Source organism: Actinomadura atramentaria DSM 43919, assembly GCF_000381885.1.
Taxonomy (GTDB): Bacteria; Actinomycetota; Actinomycetes; order Streptosporangiales; family Streptosporangiaceae; genus Spirillospora; species Spirillospora atramentaria.
On sequence record NZ_KB907209.1, the window covers coordinates 294,751 to 317,446 of the forward strand.

The 22,696-nt window shown below is 68.6% G+C and carries 23 protein-coding genes; 19 read left to right on the forward strand and 4 right to left on the reverse strand.

What is annotated here, in order from left to right:
* Window position 1 precedes the first annotated feature (1 nt).
* The 19 genes from G339_RS0105330 (at window position 2) to G339_RS0105420 (ending at window position 19,410) form a co-directional block, all read left to right on the forward strand.
* A complete protein-coding gene (locus G339_RS0105330) occupies window positions 2-838 on the forward strand; it encodes an MlaE family ABC transporter permease (RefSeq protein WP_019630046.1) in 837 nt (278 codons plus the stop codon).
* A 1-nt stretch (window position 839) separates the two neighbouring features.
* Window positions 840-2,141 (forward strand): MCE family protein, encoded by a 1,302-nt coding sequence (locus tag G339_RS0105335; protein ID WP_019630047.1) that lies wholly within the window; start codon window positions 840-842, stop codon window positions 2,139-2,141.
* Window positions 2,138-3,199 carry an MCE family protein gene (locus tag G339_RS0105340; RefSeq protein ID WP_019630048.1) on the forward strand — a complete coding sequence of 354 codons (1,062 nt, stop codon included), beginning with the start codon at window positions 2,138-2,140 and terminating at the stop codon, window positions 3,197-3,199. The genes G339_RS0105335 and G339_RS0105340 overlap by 4 nt, the downstream gene beginning before the upstream one ends.
* Complete coding sequence (locus G339_RS0105345) at window positions 3,196-4,290, forward strand: MCE family protein (RefSeq protein ID WP_019630049.1); 1,095 nt, start codon at window positions 3,196-3,198, stop codon at window positions 4,288-4,290. The genes G339_RS0105340 and G339_RS0105345 overlap by 4 nt, the downstream gene beginning before the upstream one ends.
* Entirely contained in the window at window positions 4,290-5,480 is a 1,191-nt protein-coding gene (locus G339_RS0105350; protein WP_019630050.1) for an MCE family protein, read from the forward strand. Before G339_RS0105345 ends, G339_RS0105350 begins: the two co-directional genes overlap by 1 nt.
* Complete coding sequence (locus G339_RS32625; protein WP_084693118.1) at window positions 5,480-6,739, forward strand: MCE family protein; 1,260 nt, start codon at window positions 5,480-5,482, stop codon at window positions 6,737-6,739. The genes G339_RS0105350 and G339_RS32625 overlap by 1 nt, the downstream gene beginning before the upstream one ends.
* A complete protein-coding gene (locus G339_RS0105360; RefSeq protein ID WP_019630052.1) occupies window positions 6,739-7,980 on the forward strand; it encodes an MCE family protein in 1,242 nt (413 codons plus the stop codon). The genes G339_RS32625 and G339_RS0105360 overlap by 1 nt, the downstream gene beginning before the upstream one ends.
* Window positions 7,977-8,618: a hypothetical protein gene (locus tag G339_RS36420; protein ID WP_019630053.1), complete on the forward strand. Its 642-nt coding sequence runs from the start codon at window positions 7,977-7,979 to the stop codon at window positions 8,616-8,618. The genes G339_RS0105360 and G339_RS36420 overlap by 4 nt, the downstream gene beginning before the upstream one ends.
* Entirely contained in the window at window positions 8,615-9,223 is a 609-nt protein-coding gene (locus G339_RS0105370; protein ID WP_019630054.1) for a hypothetical protein, read from the forward strand. Before G339_RS36420 ends, G339_RS0105370 begins: the two co-directional genes overlap by 4 nt.
* Before the next feature lie 18 nt (window positions 9,224-9,241).
* Entirely contained in the window at window positions 9,242-9,985 is a 744-nt protein-coding gene (locus tag G339_RS0105375) for a nuclear transport factor 2 family protein (protein WP_019630055.1), read from the forward strand.
* Window positions 9,986-10,000: 15 nt separating this feature from the next.
* A complete protein-coding gene (locus tag G339_RS32635; RefSeq protein WP_019630056.1) occupies window positions 10,001-10,552 on the forward strand; it encodes a hypothetical protein in 552 nt (183 codons plus the stop codon).
* 269 nt (window positions 10,553-10,821) lie between these two features.
* Window positions 10,822-11,454 (forward strand): hypothetical protein, encoded by a 633-nt coding sequence (locus G339_RS38560; protein ID WP_157407361.1) that lies wholly within the window; start codon window positions 10,822-10,824, stop codon window positions 11,452-11,454.
* 720 nt (window positions 11,455-12,174) lie between these two features.
* A complete protein-coding gene (locus G339_RS0105390; RefSeq protein WP_019630059.1) occupies window positions 12,175-12,810 on the forward strand; it encodes a hypothetical protein in 636 nt (211 codons plus the stop codon).
* Between the two features lie 222 nt (window positions 12,811-13,032).
* Entirely contained in the window at window positions 13,033-14,970 is a 1,938-nt protein-coding gene (locus G339_RS0105395) for a DUF6801 domain-containing protein (RefSeq protein ID WP_157407362.1), read from the forward strand.
* 84 nt (window positions 14,971-15,054) lie between these two features.
* Window positions 15,055-15,876: a hypothetical protein gene (locus tag G339_RS36425; RefSeq protein WP_019630061.1), complete on the forward strand. Its 822-nt coding sequence runs from the start codon at window positions 15,055-15,057 to the stop codon at window positions 15,874-15,876.
* Between the two features lie 199 nt (window positions 15,877-16,075).
* Window positions 16,076-16,897: a hypothetical protein gene (locus G339_RS0105405; RefSeq protein WP_019630062.1), complete on the forward strand. Its 822-nt coding sequence runs from the start codon at window positions 16,076-16,078 to the stop codon at window positions 16,895-16,897.
* Between the two features lie 104 nt (window positions 16,898-17,001).
* Window positions 17,002-17,805 (forward strand): hypothetical protein, encoded by an 804-nt coding sequence (locus G339_RS36430; protein ID WP_019630063.1) that lies wholly within the window; start codon window positions 17,002-17,004, stop codon window positions 17,803-17,805.
* 183 nt (window positions 17,806-17,988) lie between these two features.
* Entirely contained in the window at window positions 17,989-18,696 is a 708-nt protein-coding gene (locus tag G339_RS0105415) for a hypothetical protein (protein WP_240489748.1), read from the forward strand.
* Window positions 18,697-18,852: 156 nt separating this feature from the next.
* Window positions 18,853-19,410 (forward strand): hypothetical protein, encoded by a 558-nt coding sequence (locus G339_RS0105420; RefSeq protein WP_019630065.1) that lies wholly within the window; start codon window positions 18,853-18,855, stop codon window positions 19,408-19,410.
* 65 nt (window positions 19,411-19,475) lie between these two features.
* Here G339_RS0105420 and G339_RS32650 read toward each other — a convergent pair whose 3' ends face one another.
* The 4 genes from G339_RS32650 to G339_RS0105440 form a co-directional block, all read right to left on the reverse strand.
* Window positions 19,476-20,633 carry a serine hydrolase domain-containing protein gene (locus G339_RS32650; protein WP_019630066.1) on the reverse strand — a complete coding sequence of 386 codons (1,158 nt, stop codon included), beginning with the start codon at window positions 20,631-20,633 and terminating at the stop codon, window positions 19,476-19,478.
* A complete protein-coding gene (locus G339_RS32655) occupies window positions 20,630-21,292 on the reverse strand; it encodes a TetR/AcrR family transcriptional regulator (protein ID WP_051107776.1) in 663 nt (220 codons plus the stop codon). The genes G339_RS32650 and G339_RS32655 overlap by 4 nt, the downstream gene beginning before the upstream one ends.
* Window positions 21,293-21,363: 71 nt before the next feature.
* The gene (locus G339_RS0105435) at window positions 21,364-22,131 is read right to left on the reverse strand and encodes a cytochrome c oxidase assembly protein (RefSeq protein WP_019630068.1); all 768 of its coding nucleotides are present in this window, start codon (window positions 22,129-22,131) and stop codon (window positions 21,364-21,366) included.
* A complete protein-coding gene (locus tag G339_RS0105440) occupies window positions 22,128-22,649 on the reverse strand; it encodes a DUF2243 domain-containing protein (RefSeq protein ID WP_019630069.1) in 522 nt (173 codons plus the stop codon). Before G339_RS0105440 ends, G339_RS0105435 begins: the two co-directional genes overlap by 4 nt.
* Window positions 22,650-22,696 lie beyond the last annotated feature (47 nt).

Genomic DNA, 22,696 nt, shown 5'->3' on the forward strand with positions numbered 1-22,696 from the left:
GATGGCACTGTCGGGTGCGCGCCGGTTCAGGCCGGTGCGGCTGGTGTCGTGGCTGGATCAGCCCGGCGACCAGCTCGGTTTCTACGTTCGGGCGCTCCTGTGGACGCCCCGCGCGCTGCGCCGCTACTTCACCGAGGCGCTGCGGCTGCTCGGCGAGGTCGCGTTCGGCAGCGGCGCGCTCGCCGTCATCGGCGGCACGGTCGGCGTCATGTTCGGCATGACGATCTTCACCGGCGTCGTCGTCGGCATGCAGGGCTACGCGGCCCTCGACCAGATCGGCTCCTCGGCCTTCACCGGGTTCGTGTCGGCGTACTTCAACACCCGCGAGATCGCCCCGCTCGTCGCGGGCCTGGCGCTGTCGGCGACCGTCGGCGCGGGCTTCACCGCCCAGCTCGGCGCGATGCGCATCAACGAGGAGATCGACGCGCTCGAGGGCATGGGCATCCACTCGCTGCCCTACCTGGTCACGACCCGGATCATCGCCGGGACGATCGCGATCGTCCCCCTGTACGGGGTCGGCCTGCTCAGCTCGTACCTCGCGTCCAGACAGGTGACGCTCTGGTTCAACGGGCAATCCGCAGGCACGTACGACCACTACTTCAACATCTTCCTTTCCCCACAGGACGTCGTGCTGTCGTTCGCCAAAGTGCTGATCTTCAGCGTCATGGTGATCCTCGCCCACTGCTACTACGGCTACCGCGCGGTCGGCGGGCCCGCGGGCGTGGGCGTCGCGGTGGGCCGCGCGGTCCGCACCGCGATCGTCGTCATCAGCCTGACCGACTTCTTCGTCAGCCTGGCGATCTGGGGCGCGACGACGACCGTGAAGGTGACGGGCTGACATGGCGAAACCCACGACGACGAGCGTCGTCCTGCGCCGCCTCAACGGGGTGGCGTTCCTGCTGGTCCCGATCCTGCTGATCTGGCTGTCGATCGCGATCTACCAGAAGAAGTTCACCGACGCGACGATGGTGACGCTCAAGACGGGCACCGCCGGGCACGAGATGCACCGGCGGGCCGACGTGAAGGTCCGCGGCGTCGTCGTCGGCGAGGTCCGCGAGATCGCCAGCGACGGCGCGGGCGCGAAGCTGACGCTCGCGCTCAAGCCCGACCTCGCCAAGCTCGTCCCCGCCGACGCGCAGGCGCAGTTGCTGCCGACGACGGTGTTCGGCGCGCGGTACGTCTCGCTCGTCCCGCCCCAGGGCTCGGCGGGGACGCCGATCCGCGACGGCGGCGTCATCGAGGAGGACCACAGCAAGAACGCCGTCGAGCTGTCCGAAGTGCTCAACCACACGATGGACCTGCTCAACACGCTCCAGCCCGCGCAGCTCCAGGCGACGCTCAACGCGATGTCGTACGCGCTGCAGGGCCGCGGCGAGCAGCTCGGACAGAACTTCGAACAGCTCGACGCCTACCTCAAGAAGCTCAACCCCGAACTGCCCCAGCTCACCCGCAACCTCAACGAGCTGGCGAAGTTCTCGCAGAACCTCGCGAACTCCGCGCCGGACCTGCTCGACGCGCTCACCGACTTCACCACCACGAGCCGGACCGTCGTGCAGCAGCGCGCCGCGCTCGCGGACGTGTACTCGTCGGTGTCGGGCCTGGCCGTCAACGCGACGGACTTCTTCAACCGGTTCGGCGACATCATCATCCAGCTCTCGGCCGACAGCCGGGCCTCGCTGGAACTCACCGCCCGCTACGCCCCGGCCGCGCCCTGCACGTTCCGGACGCTGTCCGGGTTCATCCCGCTGATGAACAAGGCGCTCGGCAAGGGCACGAACGAGCACGGCGTCCACGCGACCGTCGTGTCCGTCCAGAACAAGGGCCGGTACCTGCCCGGCAAGGACACGCCCCGCTACAACGCGGGCGGCGGGCCGCACTGCCCGAGCGTGCCCTACGTCGGCACGGTCGGCGCGGCGCCGCGCGTCCTGCCCGCCGGGGGCGTGCCGACCGTCGCGGGCACCGTCGAGCGGGCCGGATCGCAGTCCGGCAGCGGGCTCGGCCCGGCCAACTCGGCCTCGGAGAACGACATGGTGAACGAACTCGTCGCCCCCTCGGTGAACGAGGTCCCCGAGCAGCTTCCCGGCTGGTCCAGCGTGCTGGTCGGCCCCATCTACCGGGGAGCGCAGGTGAACCTGAAGTGAAGCGCGCCGGACAGGGCCTCAAGGGACTCGGCGTCCCGCTGGCCACCTCGCTCATCTTCATCGTCGTGACGGTGCTGGCGACGAGCCTGCTCGCCGCCAGCATCACCGACACCACGTCCGGCGACCGCGTGTCCTACAAGGCGAAGTTCACCGACGTCGCCGGGCTCCACGCCGGGGACGGCATCCGCATCGCGGGCGTCCGCGTCGGGCAGGTCGAGTCGATCAAGGTGACGGACCGGCGGCTCGCGCTCGTGACGTTCTCCGTCGACCGGGACCGGACGCTGCCCGCCGGGGTCACCGCGTCGGTGAAGTACCTCAACCTCGTCGGCGGCCGGTACATCGCGCTCGGCGAGGGCACGGCGACGCCGGGGCAGGTGCTGCGCAAGAACGGCGTGATCCCCGTCGAACGGACCGTCGGGCCGCTGAACCTGACGCAACTGTTCCAGGGTTTCCAGCCGCTGATGCAGGCGCTGTCGCCGGGGGACGCGAACCGGCTCTCGGAGTCGATCGTCAAGGTGCTCCAGGGCGAGGGCGGGACGGTCGAGAGCCTGCTGCGCACGGTCGGGGAGCTGACGACCACGATCGCCGCGAAGGACCAGGTGATCGGGGACGTCATCGCGAACCTCAACAAGGTCGTCCGGACCGTCAACAACCGGGACGACCAGCTCGTCGACCTCGTCACCACGCTGCGGCAGCTCACCTCCGGCCTCGCGGCCGACCGGCGGCCGATCGGCGAGGCGCTCGAAGGCATCGGTGACCTCGCGACCGCGATGACGAGCCTGCTGCACGTCACGCGCGACCCGCTCGCGAGCAGCGTGAACCACCTCGGGCGGCTCAGCGACAACCTGAACCGCGACCAGCCGCTCGTCGAGCGGTTCCTGCAGAACGCCCCGAACAAGATGGCGACCATCGGCCGCCTCGGTTCGTACGGGTCGTGGATGAACTTCTACCAGTGCGAGGTCAAGTTGGTCGGCGTTCACTACGCGGACACCGGCGCCGACGACCAGCCCGCCGACCCGACGGGGCTGCCGATCAAGGACGCGAGGTGCAAGGGATGACCGCGCCCACCCCGCAGCCGCAGCCGTCGGCCGCCGTCCGGGCGGCGCGCCGGGGCCGGCCCCGGCTGAAGCCGCTGCGCGAGCGCAACCCGATCCCCGTCGCGATCGTCGGGCTGGTGATCCTGCTGGTCATCGGCGCCATCGCGTACCGGGCGGACCGGCTGCCGCTGATCGGCGGCGGCACCACCTACAGCGCCTACTTCTCCGAGGCGGCCGGGATCAAGGGCGGGCAGGAGGTCCGCGTCGCGGGCGTCCGCGTCGGCAAGGTCACCGGTGTCTCGCTGGAGGGCAACAAGGTCAAGGTGACGTTCCGGGTGCGGCACACCTGGGTCGGCGACGCGAGCACCGCGACCATCATGATCAAGACGCTGCTGGGGTCGAAGTACCTCGCGCTGGACCCGCTCGGGTCCGGCAAGCAGGACCCCAGGCGGCCGATCCCGCTGGAACGGACCGTCTCGCCGTACGACGTGACCACCGCGTTCGAGGACCTCGGCCGCACGTTCCAGCAGGTCGACACCCAGAAGCTCGCGCAGAGCCTGGAGACGATCTCCACGACGTTCGCCGACACGCCCGGCGACGTCCGGACCGCGCTGGACGGGCTCTCGTCGATCTCCAAGACGATCGCCTCCCGCGACGCCGAGCTGGCGCAGCTCCTCGACGGCACCAAGAAGCTGTCCGGCACGCTGTCCAGCCAGAACGCGCAGTTCGAGGTGCTGTTCAAGGACGGGAACCTGCTGCTCGCCGAGCTGCGGCGGCGGCGCGACGCCGTCCACGCGCTGCTCGTCGGCACCGAGAACCTGTCCGCCGAGCTGATCAAGCTGGTGAACGACCTGCGGCCGCGGCTCGACCCCGTCCTGACCTCGCTGAACCAGGTGACCGACACGCTGAAGCGCAACCAGAAGAACCTCGACCGCGTCCTCGCCACCGCCTCGCCGTACATCACGCAGGTCGGCAACTCGATGGGCAACGGGCGCTGGGTGGACGGGTACCTGTGCGGCACCGTCCCCAAGGAGTACCTGAAGACCGACAATCCGCCGTGGACGCCGCCCGCGACCGGCTGCGAGCCGCCGCACCTGACGGGAGGGCGGTAATGGCACTGTCACCGCTGCGCGACAACCGGACCCGCGTGCTCGAAGTGTTCATCGCGCTGTTCGTGATCCTGGTGGCCGTCGCGCTCGTGCCGGTCGTCACGGCCACGCCGAGCCGGAAGATCACGGCGTACTTCGCCACGGCGATCGGGGTCTACCCCGGCTCCGACGTGCGGGTCCTCGGCGTCAAGGTCGGGTCGATCAGCTCGATCAAGCCGGTCGGCAACCAGGTCAAGGTCGAGATGAAGGTCGACAAGAAGGTGCCGGTGCCGGTGGACGCGCGCGCCGTCGTCATCGCGCCGAACCTCGTCTCGGACCGGTACGTCCAGCTCGCGCCCGCCTACAACGGCGGGCCGAAGATGGCGGCGGGCGCGTCCATCGACGTCACCCGCACCGCGACGCCGCTGGAGCTCGACGCGCTCTACGACAGCGTCCGCAAGTTCAGCGGCGACCTCGGGCCGCAGGGGCTCAACGCCCAGGGCGCGCTGTCGGACGTCATCCGCGTCGGGGCCGCCAACCTCGGCGGCAACGGCAAGGCGCTCAACAACACCATCGCGGACCTCGGCAAGGCGTCGCAGACCCTCGCGGACTCCAGCGACGACCTCTACGCCACGATCGGCAACCTCAACGAGTTCAGCAAGATGCTCCGGGCCAACGACGGGCAGATCCGCAACGCGGAGAACCAGCTCGCGGACGTCTCCGGATATCTCGCCGACGACCGCGACCACCTCGCGGGGGCGCTGCGCAACCTCGCCATCGCGCTCGCCGCGGTCAAGGGACTCGTCGAGGACAACCGGACGAAGCTCGTCAAGAACGTCGACAAACTCGCGGACATCACGCAGGTGCTCGTGGACCAGCGCGCCGCGCTCGCGGACGTCCTCGACACCGCGCCGCTGCTCACGCAGAACGCGCTCAACGCCTACGACCCGCAGACGCGGTCGCTGATGAGCCGCGGCAACCTGCTGGAGATCACCAAGGTGTACGGCAAGGCGCAGCCGGGGTTCACGCCGACCGCCGCCGACACCCGGCCGGTGTGCGCGACGGCCAGCTCGGCGTCCCGCGAGCTGCGGGCCGAGTGCAGCAAGCTGCGGGCCTCCGGGCTGACGGCCGCGCCGTCCACCGGGTCGTCCGACACTCCGGCGCTGCCGTTCCCGCCGGCCGGGACGGTCTACACCGGCAAGGGAGAACGCTGATGCGCAGGAGGAGAACCGCCCTCGCCGCGGGGACGCTCGCCGTGGCGGCGACGTTCGCGGCCGGGTGTTCCCAGGTTTCCGTCGAGCAGTTGCCGCTGCCGGGCGGGGCGAACCTCGGGTCGCACCCGTACGAGGTGAACGTCCAGTTCGAGGACGTCATCAACCTCGTGCCGCAGGCGTCGGTGCGGGTCAACGACGTCCCGGTCGGCCGGGTCAAGAAGATCTCGCTGCCGCGCGGGTCGTGGCACGCGCAGGCGACGCTGATCGTCAACGGCGACGTCCACCTGCCGGCCAACGCCACCGCCAACCTTGAGCAGTCCAGCCTGCTGGGGGAGAAGTACATCAAGCTGGCGGCGCCGCCGGTGAACGCCTCGGCGGAGCCGCTGACGGACGGCGCGACCATCCCCCTCGCCCGCACCACGCGCAACGCGGACACGGAAGAGGTCTTCGGCGCGCTGTCGATGCTGCTTTCCGGGGGCGGGCTGCCGCAGATCCGCACCATCAACCAGGAATTGAATTCCGCGTTGAACGGGCGGGAGGACAAGGTCCGGTCCGCGCTGGAGAACCTCAACAAACTCACGTCCACGCTGGACAAGAACCGGACCGCGATCACCGACGCGCTCGACGGCATGAACCGGCTGTCGTCCACCGTCGCGGCGCGGGACGGGCAGGTCTCGACCGTCCTGACCGACCTGTCGCCGGGGCTCAAGGTGATGGAGCAGCAGCGCGGGCAGCTCGTGGACATGCTGCGGAAGCTGGACGACCTGTCCGACGTGGCCGTCAAGGTGATCAACAAGAGCGAGGCGAACACGGCCGCCGACCTGCGGTCGCTGTCGACCGTGCTCGACAAGCTCGCGGACTCGGGGCGGGATCTGCCTAAGTCGCTTGAGGTGCTGCTGACGTATCCGTTCACGGACGAGGCGACCAAGGCGATCAAGGGGGATTACCTGAACGGGTATCTGACGGTGGTCGCAGATCCGAACATGAACTGCGTCATTCCGGCGAGTGTCACGAAGGCTGACGACGTGCCCAAGATGAGCGCCAGAGCGCTCGCCGCCGACAACCCCAACGATCCGCAGGAGCCCCTGCCGACGCCCTGCCCGGACAGCGACCCCAACACGGGCAAGGCGACGGACGTCAACTCCGCGGCCACCACGCCCTCCACCCCGGGTCTCCCGACCACCCCGTCCACCCCGCCCGGCGGCAGGCAGGGCGACGCGCCCGCGCTGCCGCTCCCGACCCTCGGGGGAGGCAACTGATGCTGACGCTCAGCGCCCGCGTCAAACTCGTCCTGTTCCTGGTGATCGCCGTCGTGGTGATCGCCTACACCGGAATCCGGTACGCCGACCTCGGCCGGTTCGTCGGGATGCGCGGCACCTACACCGTTAAGCTCGACCTGGCCACGACCGGCGGCCTGTTCGAGGGGTCCGCGGTCTCCTACCGGGGCATCACGGTCGGCAAGGTCGGCAAGCTGCACCTCACGCGCGACGGCGTCATCGCGGACCTGTGGATCGACAACTCGGCGCCCAAGATCCCGCGCGACCTGAAGGCGGTCGTCGCGGACCGGTCGGCGGTCGGCGAGCAGTACGTCGACCTGGAGCCGAACGCGGCGGCCGGCCCGTACCTCGCGGCGGGCTCCACGATCCCGCGCAGCGTCACCACGACGCCCGCGCCGGTCTCCGAGACGTTGAAGAGCGTGAACGACCTCGCCGCGTCGCTGCCGCTCAACGACCTCAAGACGGTCATCGACGAACTCGGCCTGGCGTTCGCCGGGCAGGGCCCGCACCTCCAGCAGCTCCTCGACACCAGCGGCAAGTTCCTCACCGCGTCGGACGAGAACTTCCCCGAGACCAAGGGCCTGCTCGACAACGGCTCGGTCGCGCTGCGGACGCAGAACGAGGAGGCCGCCGCGTTCACGTCGTTCGCACGCAGCTCCAAGCTGCTCGCCGGGCAGCTCAAGATGTCCGACGCGGACCTGCGGCGGCTCATCGCGGTCACGCCGGGCGCGGCCGACGAGATGTCCAAGCTGCTGGACGACATCGAGCCGGGCTTCGGGCCGCTCGTCGCGAACCTGCTCACCACGTCGCGCGTGTTCGACTCGCGGCAGGCGGCGCTGGAGGAAGTGTTCGTCCGGTTGCCGCAGGTCGCGGGCATGGGCTCGACGATCGTGTCGTCCGGGACGCTGCGGCTCGGGCTCGTCAACACGTTCTTCAACCCGCAGCCCTGCACGCGCGGCTACGGCGGGACGCAGTACCGCAACGGCCTGGACACGTCCAAGGGGCCGAAGTGGAACACCGCCGCGCACTGCGCCGAGCCCGCGTCGTCCGGGATCAACGTGCGCGGCAGCGCGAACGCCCCGCGCAAGGGCGTCCCGGCGGCCGTCAAGCCCGCCGCGTCCACCGAGGTCTCGCGGCTGCTCGGAGCGTTCGGCCTGCCGGACCTGACGGGCGGCCAGCCCACCGACATGGCCGGGCTGCTCGGCCTGGGAGGCGGACGGTGACGGCGGCGGGACTGATCCGGGCGGCGCGGCCGCTCCGCTGGGCGCGGCCCGCCGGATACGTCCTGCTCGTCCTCGCGCTCGTCTACCTCGGCGCGCAGACGTGGAGCCTGTTGAAGACGCGCGGCGGCGAGGAGCACGACCTCGCCGCGCAGCGCGACGAGCTGACCCGGGTCGCCCGCGCCGACGTCGCCCTGCTCAACAGCGTCGACCCCAAGCGCGCCGACCTCGACATGGGCCACTGGGTGGAGGTCTCCACCGGCCCGTTCCACGACGCGCTCCAGGCCGACCTCGCCAACGCGCGGCAGATCTTCAGCAAGCAGAAGAGCGTGGCGCGCGGCGACGTCACCGCGCTCGCGATCACCAAGCTCGACGCGGCGTCGGGCAACGCGACGCTGCTCGCGTCCGTCCGCATCTTCATGTCGCCGAAGGCGGGTGACCCGGCGACGACCGAGCAGCGCAAACGGTACGAGGTCGGGATGCAGCGGGTGTCGGGGACGTGGAAGGTCAACTCCCTGACGGCGCTGACCCCGACCGCCGGCACGGCGGGACCGAAGGCCGCGCCGACGCCGCACCGCACGACGCATCCGAAGACGAGCCCGAAGACGACCCGGAAGGCGACTCGGGAGGGCGGCCGATGAGCATCGCCGAGCAAGAGACGGACGAGAACGCGCCGGAGGCCGCGCCGAAGAAGCGCAAGAAGCGGCGCGAACCGCGTCGGCGGGTTATCGCCGCCGCAATCGGCGGGTTCCTGCGGCACGCCTGGCCCGCGCTCCTGGCGGTGGCCGTCGCGGTGGGCGGATTCGGCGTCGCGCATTGGAAGGACGCGCGCGTCGAGAAATCCCCCGAGGCGAATCGCGCGCTGGTGGACAAGGGCGCGACGGACAAGGTCGTCGCGGACGTGTCGAACGCCGTCGCCCGCATTTTCACCTACTCGTACACGAATCCGGGCGCGACCGAACAGGCCGCGACCGACGTGCTCGTCGGGGCCGCCGCGGGCCAGTACCGGACGCTGTTCGGCCAGGTCCGCGCGCAGGCCCCGGCCCAGAAACTCGCCCTCACCACGCGGGTGTCGAGGGCGGGACTCGTCAGATTGACCCGCGACGGCGAGGCGGTGCTGGTCGTGTTCCTCGACCAGCAGGCGACGCGCGCTGGAAAGGCGGCCGGTTCGCCGGTCGCGGCCCAGCTCGTCGTCACCGCCCGCGACGACCACGGATGGCGCATCAGCGACATTCGGGCCGCCTGAAGAAAGGGTGGAATTCAGGTGACCAGAACGCAGGAGAAGAAGACGTCGGACCCTGAGGCCGACGAGAAGCCCGCCGCGGAGACGGCGGCCGAGGAGCCGGAGCGCGAGCCCGAGGCGGTGGCCGATGTCGACGAGGCGGACGCGGAAACGGAAGCGGAGCCCGAAAAGGAGGCGGCGACCGACGAGGCCGCAGAGCGCGCCGGGTCCGAGAAGGAAAAGCCCGCCGTAAAGAAAGAGGCGGAGCCGAGGCGCGGTCGCGACCCGCTCGTCCTGGTCGCGCTCACGGTCACGGTGATCGCGGCCGTCGCGGCGGCGTGGTTCGGCTGGTCGTATTACTCGGCCTCGCATGACGACACGATCGCCTACGCGCGGACGCGCGACGAGGTCCTGCGCGCCGCGGACCAGGGCATCATCAACCTCAACACGCTCGACTACCGCAGCGTCGACGCCGGCCTGAAGGTCTGGCAGGACTCGACGACCGCGGACCTGTACGACCAGATCGTCCAAGGCCGCGACGAGATGCGGGCGAGTATCCAAAAGGGCAAGACGAACAGCTCCGCGAAAATCCTCGAATCCGCGCTGACGGAACTGGACTCGCACGCGGGCAAGGCGGCCGTCATGGCGGCGGTCCGCGTGACCGTGACCGCGGACGGCGGCCGCAGTTCCACCCGCACCTCGCGCATGCTCGGCCAGCTCACCAAGACCCCGACCGGCTGGAAGCTCTCAGCGCTCCAGCAGGCCCCGACCGGCGTCGGCGAGTGAGGGAGAACTGACGACATGAAACTCCCCTCCGCGCTCACCCGCGTGATTCCCGCGACGGGCCGGATGCGCCTGGTCACCTTCCTCGGCGTCCTGACGATCGCCTTCGGCTCGCTGGCCGCCTGGTCGGCCGCCGAAGCCGACGAATGGACCGGCGACGCCGCCGCGAAGAACGGCGCCCTAAGCGACAACGGCCGCACCAGCGAGGTCAAAGGCCAGATGACCACCGCCGTGAACACGGTCTTCTCCTACAACTACGCCGACGTCTCCAAGACGGAGAAGGCGGCGAAGGAAGTCCTCACCGGCGACGCGGTCCGCCAGTACGACAAGCTCTTCGCCCTGGTCCGCCAGCAGGCCCCGCAGCAGAAGACGATTCTCACGACGACGGTCACCGACTCCGCGGTCACCAACCTCGACGGCGACCACGCCCGAGTCCTCATCTTCGCCGACCAGACCAACACCCGCACCGACAAGAACAAGTCGAGCTACTCCGCCACGGTCTTCGCCATCGACGCCCTCTACGTCCACAAAACCTGGAAGATCAACAACATCGACACCTTCGACGCCTGACCTACGCGCCGAGGACGCCGACCGCGTCGCCGCCTCCGCGACAGCTGTGGTCCTCACGTTTTCAGGAAGACGGAGCGTTAGACACCAAATCCGGCACGGCGAATGACAATCCGGCTCCGCGTGGAAGCGCAGTGCCGCCAATACTCCAGACTGGACACTTCGAGCTTGAATACCGCGCGCACCAAAATGTTGATTCTGATATACCATCTCCATATAGGCGGTTCGCCGGAGGGTGCGAATCCGCTCAGCCGTCGCGATCGGAGTCCGTAGTGAGAGGCACGAAGAAGACCGCCCTGTCCACCGCTGTCCTCGTCACCGCAAGCATCCTCGCCACCGCAGCCTCGGGAGTGGCCGGGACCTGGAAATTCCTACCCGGCGGAACAATTCACGCCACAGAGGCCTATACGCTTTATGTGATGGAGAATCAGACCGGGATCGTCGTCACCTGTGACACGGTGACTTCATCCTCGACGGCCCACGCCGGCTCAGGTCTGTCCGGCGATGACCTGCTCTCCATCGACTCCATCTCATTCGCGGATTCGTCCCGGTCGGTAGGGTGCCCAGCAAGCGCCGGATCCACCGCGCAGTTGACTCCGCTCCACTTGCCGTGGAAATACCAGGCATCTTCTTATGACGCCGGATCGGGGAAGGTCGAAGGCAGGATCACGGGAATTTCGCTGCGGGTGACGAACCTCAGTGACGGCTGTGTGGCGGATATTGGTTTTCCGGGCGGAATTCCGGTTACATATGAGAATTCTACGGGGACGGTTGTACCCGCCGCTGATACCGGTGCTGTAATCGAAAGTACGAATTGTGATCGGACCATCGCCAATGTGGGTGACACGTTCACGGTCGATGGCGCCTTCATGGTGAATCCGGTTCAAACCGTTACCAGTCCCTGATAGGCCGTCCGGACACGTTCGCTCGAGGCGGTCCGATCGGCGCAAAGCTTCGCGTGCGTGGAAGGGCGAGGACTGCGCCGTGGAACGCCCGGTCGGCAGAGACACCGTGCGCGAGGCTCGCCTATTGACTGCGTGCTCCGCCGGGGCTGACCGCGCTGGTCGCACGTCGCCGTAAGGCCGTGTGGGCTGAACCCGGCCACGGCCGCCTACTGGAAGAACGCCAACGCGTCCGATTCACGTGTCGGTGATGACCGTTGGAATGTGTTCGTCGGCGCAAATTCACAGTTTCCCTCGCGCAAGCACATGCTGACCAGAGGCAACACTGCCCGTCCCGGCGGCGGATCAGTGCCCGGTACCGCTGGGTAACGTCATGGACGCCGGGCGTGTCGATAACGACGTTATAAGCCGGTGACAATATGGCGGTGATCAAAAATTAAGTTGATGACAACGGTGCAAGATGGTTCCAGAAACGCGAAAAAACTGTCGATGCGCTATTGATTCCGAGGTTGCGGCCGTCGTATCTTCCTGGTGACGGCACGCCGGGGAGCGAGCCGCCGGCGCCGAGGATGAACCGGCTGAAGAAGTCGGTTCGATCCGGAACCCGCCCCGTTCTCGGATTTTGAAGGAGTCGCTTCTGCAGTACCGCGGTCAGTATCCCTACTAGCGAAGTGTTCCTACGACTCACAACACTTGCCACCCCCTGAAGGGACGCAGACTGACATGCGTAAGTTCATGCGCACCGCCGGAATCGCCACCGCCACCGCCACCGCCGCCCTCGGCGTGATGGCCGCCCCGGCCTTCGCGGGCCCCGGCGACTGGACGGTCTCCGGCAGCAGCTCTTCGATCACCGGCACCCCGGCGTACACGCTCTACGCGCTGGAGGAGCAGACCAACGTCGTCGTGACCTGCGACACGTCCACCGCGGCCGGCACCGCGAACCTCGGCACGCACGCGAGCAACCTGCTCGGCACGCTCACCAGCGTGACGTTCTCCGACACCTCGGTGCCCGGCGGCGGCTGCCCGGCCAGCGCCGGCTTCACCGTCACCATGACGCCGGACTACTCGGGCACCAACGCCTTCACGTTCGTCGGCGACCACGTCACCAGCGGCGTCGTCTACGGCACGCTGCAGAACGTCAAGGTCCACCTCGCCAACAGCGACGGCTGCACGGCCGACGTGACCGGCAACATCGACGGCACGTACGACAACTCGACCGCGACGCTGGCCGTCTCCGGCAACGACCTCACCATCTCGAACACCAACAACTGCGACTCGACGGTGGCAAACAACGGCGACACCATCTTCCTGGACGGCGCCTACGTCATCGACCCGACGCTGACCATTTCCAAGGCGTGATCATTTCCGCGGACTGATCCGCAGAAACCGTGCCCCCACCGGAACCGGTGGGGGCACGGGGCCATCGATCGGGTTCTCGGGAATCCATTGAGCAGGCGCTCGGTCGGAATCGGTCGGGGCGTGCTGTGAACACTATGAAATGAAGGATCTTGGCAGATGCGTTGGACTCCGCGTTCCTTGTCAGTGGCGGCCGCGTTCACAGGATTTTCGACAATGTTCGCGTTGAGTACTGGACTGCCCTCCGCGCTGGCCGACGTGGACTCCCATTCCGTATACGCCTGCTCGACCGCCACGGGACCCCATGAAGCGACCGTTGAACTCTCCGGCCGGCTGCCGAAAAGGGGAAGCATCGGCAACCCTGTCGAACTGAACGACTTCAAGGTCGCCGTCACGGTTCCGCTGACCGTCGTCCAGGATGGCTCATCGCATTCTCAGGACCTTTCGTCCGTGACGGGCAGTGCTCGGCTCAGTGTTCTTGCCCAGACGGGAGAAGGCGACGATAGCCTGGACTGGTCGCCGTTCTCGGTAGCAGGGGTGAAGAGCACTGACGGCGACTCGCTGCGCATCGTCGGAACGGTGCGTCCATCCCCGCTCACGGTCGATCGCCCGGCAGAGGTCGCCCTTTCGGTAGGCGCGATAGAGCTGAGTCTGAATGTCGACCCGGCGGGCGCGGCGGGGGGCATCGCCAAACTCGTCTGCACCCCGAGCGGAAGCGGTCGGCTCGGGTCGATCGGCTTCGCGGGTTCGGAGCAGGCTCGCGCCGTGTCCGCCGCCGACTCGGCCGAGCCCGAGGCGGAGGCTCGGTACAACTGCGAGGCGCTGCAGCCGGCCACGCGTCTTCGCGGTATGAATCCCGACCCGAAGCTAAGCATGGGCGACCTCCAGGGAAGGCCGGCCGACGCCGTGCCGGGCGCGGCCGGGGACGGCCAGCCCGAGTGCGCGAAAATGACTGGCTTCGCGACCATCAAGAAACTCGGCGCATCGGTTCCCATCGCGGCGAGTGCGAATATTCGCATGAATCCGTACTCGTGGACCTCGAAGAGCGAGAACTACATCGGGTCTGAGGGCTACCTCAAGGCGGAAACGAAGGATTCGCGCGGATCCGCGCTTGGATTCGGTTTCATGCCGACCAGCATGGTCTCCCGCGTCGTCCAGGTGGCCGGCCCGGAATCTGAGGGAAGCGATGTCGCGAACCTGCGCGGTGACACGATCCAGGCTTTTAATCTGCCACGCAACGGCGATGACCTGGGCTGGGTGCGCGGATTCGTCAGGGTGCAGGCCGTCGGCGCGCGAGTCAACGGAGTCGCCGTCCCGCTCGGTGACAAGTGCGAGAGCGGCCGGGCATTCCTTCAGCTCAACGGGTTCCTGGGCAACGCGCACGTCGGTCACTCCCAGCTGCCCTACGGCGGTGAGTACACGACGGACAAGGACATCGCCTTGACGATTCCGAAGTTCGCAGGATGCGGCGTCGACGAGGATCTGTCGCCGCTTCTGGACGCGGTCGCGTCGGGCGAGGGGAACACCGTCCGTGCGATCAGCGGCGCCTGGTGCTCCCCGTCGACGGACTGCAGCGACCAGAAGTACGACGTAAGCACCGTTTCGGTGTCGCCGGGCGGAGTATCCGTCGCGAAGGCCGAACCGTTCGTCATCCCGGGAACCGGCGGGTCCATCGAGTGCGACTCGGCGACGGTGCGGTTGAAGTTCAGGGCTGGCCGTTGGCATCCGCAGGCAGGACTCGCGACGGGCGACATGGCCTTCGACGGCTGCGTGAGCCAGCCTTCGGGGCAGCCGATCACGGTGACGGCGCTCGCGGATGTCGTGTTCGGCAGCACCAGCGGTACTTATGCGACCGGCGGGGATGTGACCATCAACGGAGTGCGGCTTTCGGCGAAGGCGCCCGACGGTTGCACTATCGGCTTCGGTCTGACGCGCAGGGTGCCGCTGCCCCCGCCCCCGCGCACTGATGTCTCCGACGCCGCGTTCAATGGCAAGTACGATCCCGAAACCGGGATCATGAGCCCCAGTCCGTCTTACCTCTACTCGACTCCGGACTCGAGCTGTCCCACCAATTCGATCCCCGGGTTCACGAACAATTTCGCGGTGCACAATGTAAGCGCGAAGTTCGCGTTCAACCCGATTCAGAGGATCACCAGCCCGTGACTTTCCGGCCGAGGATCGCCATTGACGACGCCGTGGCGTCGCCATACCGGTGATTCAACCCACCCCATATCGGAAGGAACCACTGTGAAGTCAACCAAGGGCAATCGCCTGCTCTCCCGTGTCGCGCTCCCGCTCGCGGGGGCCGGTGTGGCGCTCGCGATGGCGGCGGGCGGCGCCCAGGCCGCGCCGGCGCTGCCGGCGCTGAACCCGGACCCGATGCCGAGTTCGTTCGACTTCTCCGACTGTCCGGCGCTGCAGGACGGGTACCAGGCGGCGGGTTCGACGTGCATCAGCGTCGTGATCACCAGCGGAACGTTCTCCGTCGGCAACTTCGACCAGCAGGTCACCTCGCCGATCCGGATGACGTTCGCGAGCCAGTTCAACAAGACGACGCGCAAGATCACGCCGGTGTTCGGGAAGCTCCGCGCCGACAAGATGCTCATCCAGTCCGGGCTGATCTTCAAGTACGGCCTGACTTCGGTGCAGGCGCAGCCGGAGTACGCCGGGGTGTTCGACCAGCCGACGAGCACGGACTTCAAAATCAAGATCGGTCTCAAGATCAAGCTGATCAACCCGGTTCTCGGGAACAACTGCTACCTCGGCAGCAACAGCAACCCGATCACGCTGAACCTCAGCACGGGCACGACGAACCCGCCGGCCCCGAACACGCCGATCTCGGGTGAGGCCGCGACGGTCGTGCTGTCGCAGCCGCCGCTGGCGGTCCGCTCCGCCAAGCACGTCGACAACGCGTTCTCCGTGCCGGGCGCGAACGGCTGCCTGTTCGGCCTCGGAGTGGCCGACTGGATCGTGAACGAGATCGCCGGCACGCCGGCGGCCGCGGGCAAGAACACGATGATCTACAACGAGTACATCGCCTCGAAGCCCTACACCGCCCTGGGGTCCTGACCCCTCGATGACAGGCCGTGCCCGCGCGCATCCACCCGCCCGTGGGCACGGCCGATCACGAACCGCTCCTCGTCCGGCCACCCCCGCTGCAGGCTTTCACCGGAGGAAACGGACCCCCGAGGGGGCCCGTCGTGAAACCGCATCACGGATCGAAGGAAACCGTTTCAGGCTCCTGTATCGCACTCCGAAAGGATCGACCGTGAAACTCAGCAAGAATTCCCGGCTGCTGTCCCGCGTGATCCTGCCGTTGGCCGGGGGAGGCGCCGCGCTGGCCGTTGCCGCGAGCGGCGCCCAGGCCGCACCGGTGGCGCCGGCGTTGAACCCGGATCCGATGCCGAGCTCGTTCGACTTCTCGGATTGCCCGGCGCTGCAGGACGGGTACCAGGCCGCGGGTTCGACGTGTGTGTCGGTCGTGGTGACGAGTGGAACATTCAAGCTCGGCAACTTCGACCAGGCTTTCACCTCGCCGATCCGCATGACGTTCGCGAGCCAGTTCAACAAGACGACGCGCAAGATCACGCCCGTGTTCGGGAAGCTCCGCGCCGACAAGATGCCCGTCATTCCCGGCCTGTTCGGCGACACCGGGCTGACCGCGGTCTACGCGCAGCCGGAGTACGCCGGGGTGTTCGACCAGCCGACGAGTACCGACTTTAAGATCAAGATCGGTCTCAAGATCAAACTTGTCAATCCGGTTCTCGGGGAAAACTGCTATCTCGGCAGCGACAGCGATCCGATCACGTTGAACCTGAGCACCGGGACGACGAATCCGCCGCCGCCGAACACGCCGATCTCGGGTGAGGCCGCGACGGTCGTCCTGTCCCAGCCGCCGCTGGCGGTCCGCTCGGCCAAGCACGTCGACAACGCCTTCGCCGTGCCCGGCGCCCACGGATGCCTCTTCGGTCTCGGCCTGGCCGACTGGCTCGTGAACCAGATCGGCGGAACGCCCGCCGCTGCCGGCAACAACGCGATGGTCTACAACGAGTACATCGCGTCGAAGCCGTACACCGCGCTGGGGTCCTGACCCCTCGATGACGGGCCGTGCCCGCGGGCGTCCACCTGCCTGCGGGCACGGCCGACCGAAAGCACCACTCCGTACGATCGACATTTCATCGACCGGAGGCTGGAATGCAGTTCCCGAAGATCGTTCGCCGCAATGCGTGGAAGACCCTGCCGGTCGCCGTCTCCGCAGCGGCCCTGACGCTGTCAGCGGGTACGGCGAATGCGGTGCCCGCCCATTCGGACCCGATGCCGACGTCCTTCGACTTCTCCGATTGCCCCGCCCTCCCGGCCGGAACACTCAACGGGTTGTGCATCAACCTCGTGGTCACGAGCGGATCGGTGCAGGTCGGAAACGTCGATTACTCGATCTCGTCACCGGTCGCGTTCACCTGGAACAATTATTACGATCGCATACTGCGCAAGCAGGTGTACTCGTTCGGCGGTATCGACGCCGCCGACGTCCAACTGCCCTCCAGTGTTTTCGGAGGGTCGGTCACGGGTCCGGTCTACGCGCGCCTCGAATATGCGGGCGGGATCGGCATGCCGAACGGCGGAAGCGGCTCGGTGGACATCGGGTTGAAGGTCAAGCTGATCAACCCGGCGTTGGGCGACGACTGCTATATCGGTAGCGACGGCTCGCCCATCTCGCTGCACATGACGACCGGAACGACGAACCCGCCGCCGCCGAACACCCCGATCAGCGGCTCGCTCCCCGTCTCCGTCACGTCGCCCGACCCGTCCTACGGCGTCTACTCGATTACCGAGGTCGACAACGCGTTCGCCGTGGACGGCGCTTCCGGATGTGGAACGGGCGGTGCGCTCGACACGGCCGTGAACCAGGCGGTCGGACTGCCCAGCGCCGCCGGTCGGAACACCGTGATCGCCAACGGTTACGCGGCCCATATCTCGTACAGCGCTCTCGGCTCCTGACGGCTGACCTGACTACGGATCGTGTGGAGGCCGACCGGCCTCCTGTCTCCCCCTGGAAAGGACCGAACCGTGAAGTCAAGAAGAAAATCCCGCCTGCTCTCGCGCGTGGCGCTGCCCTTCGCCGGCGCTGGCGCCGCCCTGGCCGTGGCCGCGAGCGGCGCCCAGGCGGCGCCCGCTCTGCCCATGACGAACCCGGACCCGATGCCGAGCTCCTTCGACTTCTCCGACTGCCCCGCCCTGCTTCCCGGGTACCAGGCGGCCGGTTCGACGTGCGTCACGGTCGTCGTCACGAGCGGAACCTTCCAGGTCGGCAACTTCAACCAGTCGATCACGTCGCCGATCCGGATGACGTTCGGCAGCCAGTTCAACGTCACGACCCGCAAGATCACCCCCGTGTTCGGGGCGATGCACGCCGACAAGATGCTCGTCCAGCCCGGGCTCTTCGGCGACCCGGTCGTTACCGCGGTCTACGCGCAGCCGGAGTTCGCGGGCGTGTTCGACCAGCCGACGAGCACGGACTTCAAGATCAAGCTCGGGCTCAAGATCAAGCTGATCAACCCGGTGCTCGGCAACAACTGCTACATCGCGAGCAACAGCGACCCGATCACGCTCAACCTGAGCACCGGGACGACCAGCCCGCCCCCGCCGAACACCCCGATCACGGGCCAGGCCGCCGAGATCGTCCTGTCGCAGCCGCCGCTCGCCGTCCGGTCCGCGCAGCACGTCGACAACGCCTTCGGCGTCGGCGGGGCCAACGGCTGCGCGTTCGGCGCCGGCGTCACCGACTGGTTCGTGAACCAGGTCGCGGGGACGCCGTCCGCCGCGGGCAAGAACACGATGATCTTCAACGAGTACATCGCGTCGAAGCCGTACACGGCGCTCGGCTCCTGACGCGACGAAGCCGCGCCAGATCGGCGCGGTGACCCCGGACCGGGCCGTGCCCGCTCAGCCACCCCGGCGGGCACGGCCCCACCGCGGCGACCGCGCCGCGGCGGTGACCCGACCGGGCGGCGCGGCCGTCCCGTGCTTCACGATCGAGGAGGAACGGTGGTCGAACGTCTCTTCACCGTCTGCGCGGCGGCGCTCGCGGTCGTCGGCGCGTCGGCGTCCGTCGCGGTGGCCGCGCCCGCGCGACCTGCCAACACGGTGTTCTTTGCCAGTACGGGCCCGTTCGTCCTGTACGACACGTCTACGGGGATCGCCCTCGCCTGCGACACGGTCGACCTCGCGGGAAGCGATTCCCCGACGCCGCCCCCTCTCATGATCACCTCCGCGACGTTCAGTGACTCGTCAGTACCCGTTGGTTGCCTTGCTCCGGGAAGTGTCATGACCATCACCAACATCTCGTCCTGGGCGTTCAACGTGACGAGCACGGTCGGCGGCGTCGCTCAGGGGGAGTTCGCCGGTTTCGACGTTCACGTCCATGACTCCGCGGGCTGCAGTTTCGACCTTGAGGGTTCCCCGGCCGCGTCGTACGACGGCGCCGCGATGACGCTGGACATCAGCGGGAGCGGTCTGGCGGCGACGAACGTCTCGTCGAGCTGCGATCCGACGATGGTCGCAAACGGCGACCCGTTTCTCGTCGACAGCAGTTTTCAGGGCTGACACGCCCGTGACGGTTCTGCCATCACGGCCCTGGGGGGTGGGGGGACCGCCAGGGCACAATTTTTTCAGGAGGCGGGGCGGGTTGTGAGGTCGGTGGTGGAGATCGTGTGGAGGACGTCGAAGGTTTGTTGTTCGTCCTGTTCGTCGCCGTAGTCGCTTAGTTTGACGATCACCGTGTTGGTGGCCGGGTCCGTGTAGACGTACTGGCCGTAGACGCCCAGGGCCGAGTGGGCGCCGTGGCCGGGGTGCCACCATTGGGCCGAGTACTGCCATTCGGAGACGCGGTGCGGGGCTGGTGTCGAGATTCGTTTGATCCAGGCTGCGGGGACGATCTGATGGTCGGCCGCGCGGCCGTTGTCGAGGACCAGGCGGCCGATCTTCGCGAAGTCGCGCGCTGTTGCGTTGACGCAGCAGAACGCCTTCTCGATTCCGCCGTCGTGGTCGAGGTTCCAGGTCGCGTCGTCCTGGGCGCCGATCGGTCCCCACAGCCGTTCGCCCAGCAGCTCTGAGAGGGGTTTTCCCTCGACCTTCGCGAGGATCATGCCGAGGATCTGCGTGTTGACGCTGCGGTATTCGCCCTTCGAGCCGGGCGTGAACTCCAGGCCGTTGTGGTCGCGGACGAAACCCGGCAGGTCCTGCGTCAGGTACATGCGGGCCGTGCCGGTGAACGGCCAGTACTCGCGGTAGTTCTCGGGGACGTCGATGCCGCTCGCCATGTCGAGCAGGTCCCGGACGCGGACGGCCGGATTCACGTGCTCCGCTGGAATCAGGTCCGCGACGCGGTCGTCCTCGCGCAGTCTCCCTTCGCCGATCGCCTGCCCGACCAGCAGAGAGACGATCGACTTCGCCACCGACCAGGACGCCATGCGGTCCGTCGGCCGCACGCCGTCCGCGTACCACTCGTGGACGAGCGCGCCGTCGCGGACGACCAGGAACGCGCGCGACTTCGTCGTCTCCAGGAACTGCGCGACCGTGATCTGGCGGCCCTTCCACGGCACCGTCGCCGGGAGCGTTCCAGGACGTTCCGCGAACGGCAGCGGATGCGCCGACGCGGGCACGCGCCGCGCCGGATACAGCCCGCCGACCTGCGACGTCGGCGTCGTCAGCAGCCGGTACAGCGTGTGCGGCGGCGGCACCGCCAGCAGCGACGTCCCCGCGTACGAGCCGCCGACGACCACCGCCACGGCGGCCGCCGAAGCGATCGCGATCCGACGCCACCTCATGACCGTCCCTCCGCCCTCGCGCTCACGGCCAGCCAAAGGCCCTCAAGCAACGTGTCCAAAACCGTGTCGTCGGTGACCTCCGCGAGCCGCCGGGCGCGCGCGGTGATCTCGGGGAATTCCGCCGGGTTCAGTGCGGCGTACTCCGCGAGCCACGCGCGCTCATCGCCCGACCGGACGTCCGGCGGCAGCACCGCGTACTGCGCGCGGTTGCCCGCGTACGCCAGGACGGTGTCCGCGAGCATCCGGTAGTAGCGGACGACGTCCGCCTCGGCCAGGCCGACCTCGGCGAGCGCCGCCAGCATCGCCTCGACGATCCGGAACTCGCCGGGACCGCGCGTCGTCCGCGACGCGACGGCCGCGCCGACGTACGGGTGCGCGACGTAGACCCGCACGACCTCGCGGGCCAGTGCGGACAGCCGCTCGCGCGGGCCGAACCCCGCCGGGACGCGGTCGGCCGCGCGGTCGGCCGCCATGCCGAGCAGCCGGTCCCCGACGGCGAGCAGCAGCGCGTCCTTGTCGGGGAAGTGCCGCCAGACCGCCGAGCGGTCCACGCCCAGCTCCGCGCCGAGCGCGCGGCCGGTGAGGCCGTCCGGCTCGCCGCGCGCGGCGATGGCCACGGCGGCGTCCACGATGCGCTCGCGCGTCAACCGCTCCTTCATGTCATCAATGGTGTCACCAGTGGTGACTTGATGTCCAGGGGTGGAACGTGTCGACGAAAGGGCCGTGGTGCCTACGCGCGGGCCGCCGCCCGGCGGACGGGCCGCCAGGTGGCGACGAGCGCGGCGGCCAGCAGCAGTTCGGCGACGTCCCCGCCGTAGTACATGATCTCCGCGCCGCCGCGCACCTGGTCGACGGGCGCGTGGACGTCCACGAACACCCCGCCGTACATGAGCTGGGCGACCACGCCGTGCGCGGCGACGGCCACGCCGACGACGACCAGCCGCGCCGGGACGCCGGGCCGCGCGGGCGCGGGGTCCGGCCCGGCGACGACCCACGCGAACAGGCAGCCCGACAGCACGAAGTGGACGTGCAGCAGCAAGTGCAGCGCGGGGCGCTCCGCCGTCGCGTTGTAGAGCGGCGTGAAGTACACGACGGCGAGTGACCCGGTGCTGAGCAGCAGCGCGACCGGCGGGTTGGCGAACGCCCGCGCCGGACGGGAGCGCAGCACCGCGACGAGCCGCCGCGCGCGGGCGGGCGGCAGGGCGCGCAGCGCGAGCGTGACGGGCGCGCCGAGCACGAGCGCGAGCGGCGCGTACATGCCGAGGAGCAGGTGCTGGAGCATGTGCGCGCGGAAGTCGTGGTGCGCGTCCGGGACGGCGGCCGCCAGGACGAGCAGCGCGCAGCCGGTGAGGAACGCGGCCGTGCGCGGCGTGCTCCACGGCCGCGCCGGGTCGCGGCGGCGGACGCGGACGGCGGCCGCCAGATAGGCGGCGGCGAGCACGAGCACCGCCGCGCCGGGCGCCAGCGCGTCCAGCGGGCCGGCGGCGTGGTGCGTCACGTCGCGTCCTCGGCGGCCCGGCCGCCGCGCTGGACCAGGTGACCGAGGCCGACGAGCAGCGCGCCGACGACCAGGAACCCGATGTCCCACCACATCTGGTGCGGGCCGGACCGAACATGGTGGATGCCCAGGATTTCGTGGTCGATGACGCCCTCGACCAGGTTGAACAGCCCCCACCCGACGAGCACCCAGCCCCACAGCACCCGCGACCCCCACACCCGCCGCCGGTCGTGCGTGACGCGCGCGTACAGGACGGCCAGCCCGCCCAGCACCGCCAGCCAGCACACGACGTGGAACAGCCCGTCCCACACCGTGTTCATCTCCAGCCCCGACACCGTGTGCGGGTTGTAGTACTTCACGCCGATGCGGTCGGTGTTGGTGCTGCTGAGCATGTGGTGCCACTGCAGGAGCTGGTGCAGCAGGATGCCGTCGACGAACCCGCCGAGCCCGACCCCCAGCAGGACGCCCGGCAGCCGGATGTCGCGGCGCGGCACGCGGACGCGGTCCACAGCGGCCATGCCGCCTCCCTCCGAAATGATCTTGAAGGCAGGCGTGCCCGCGTTTC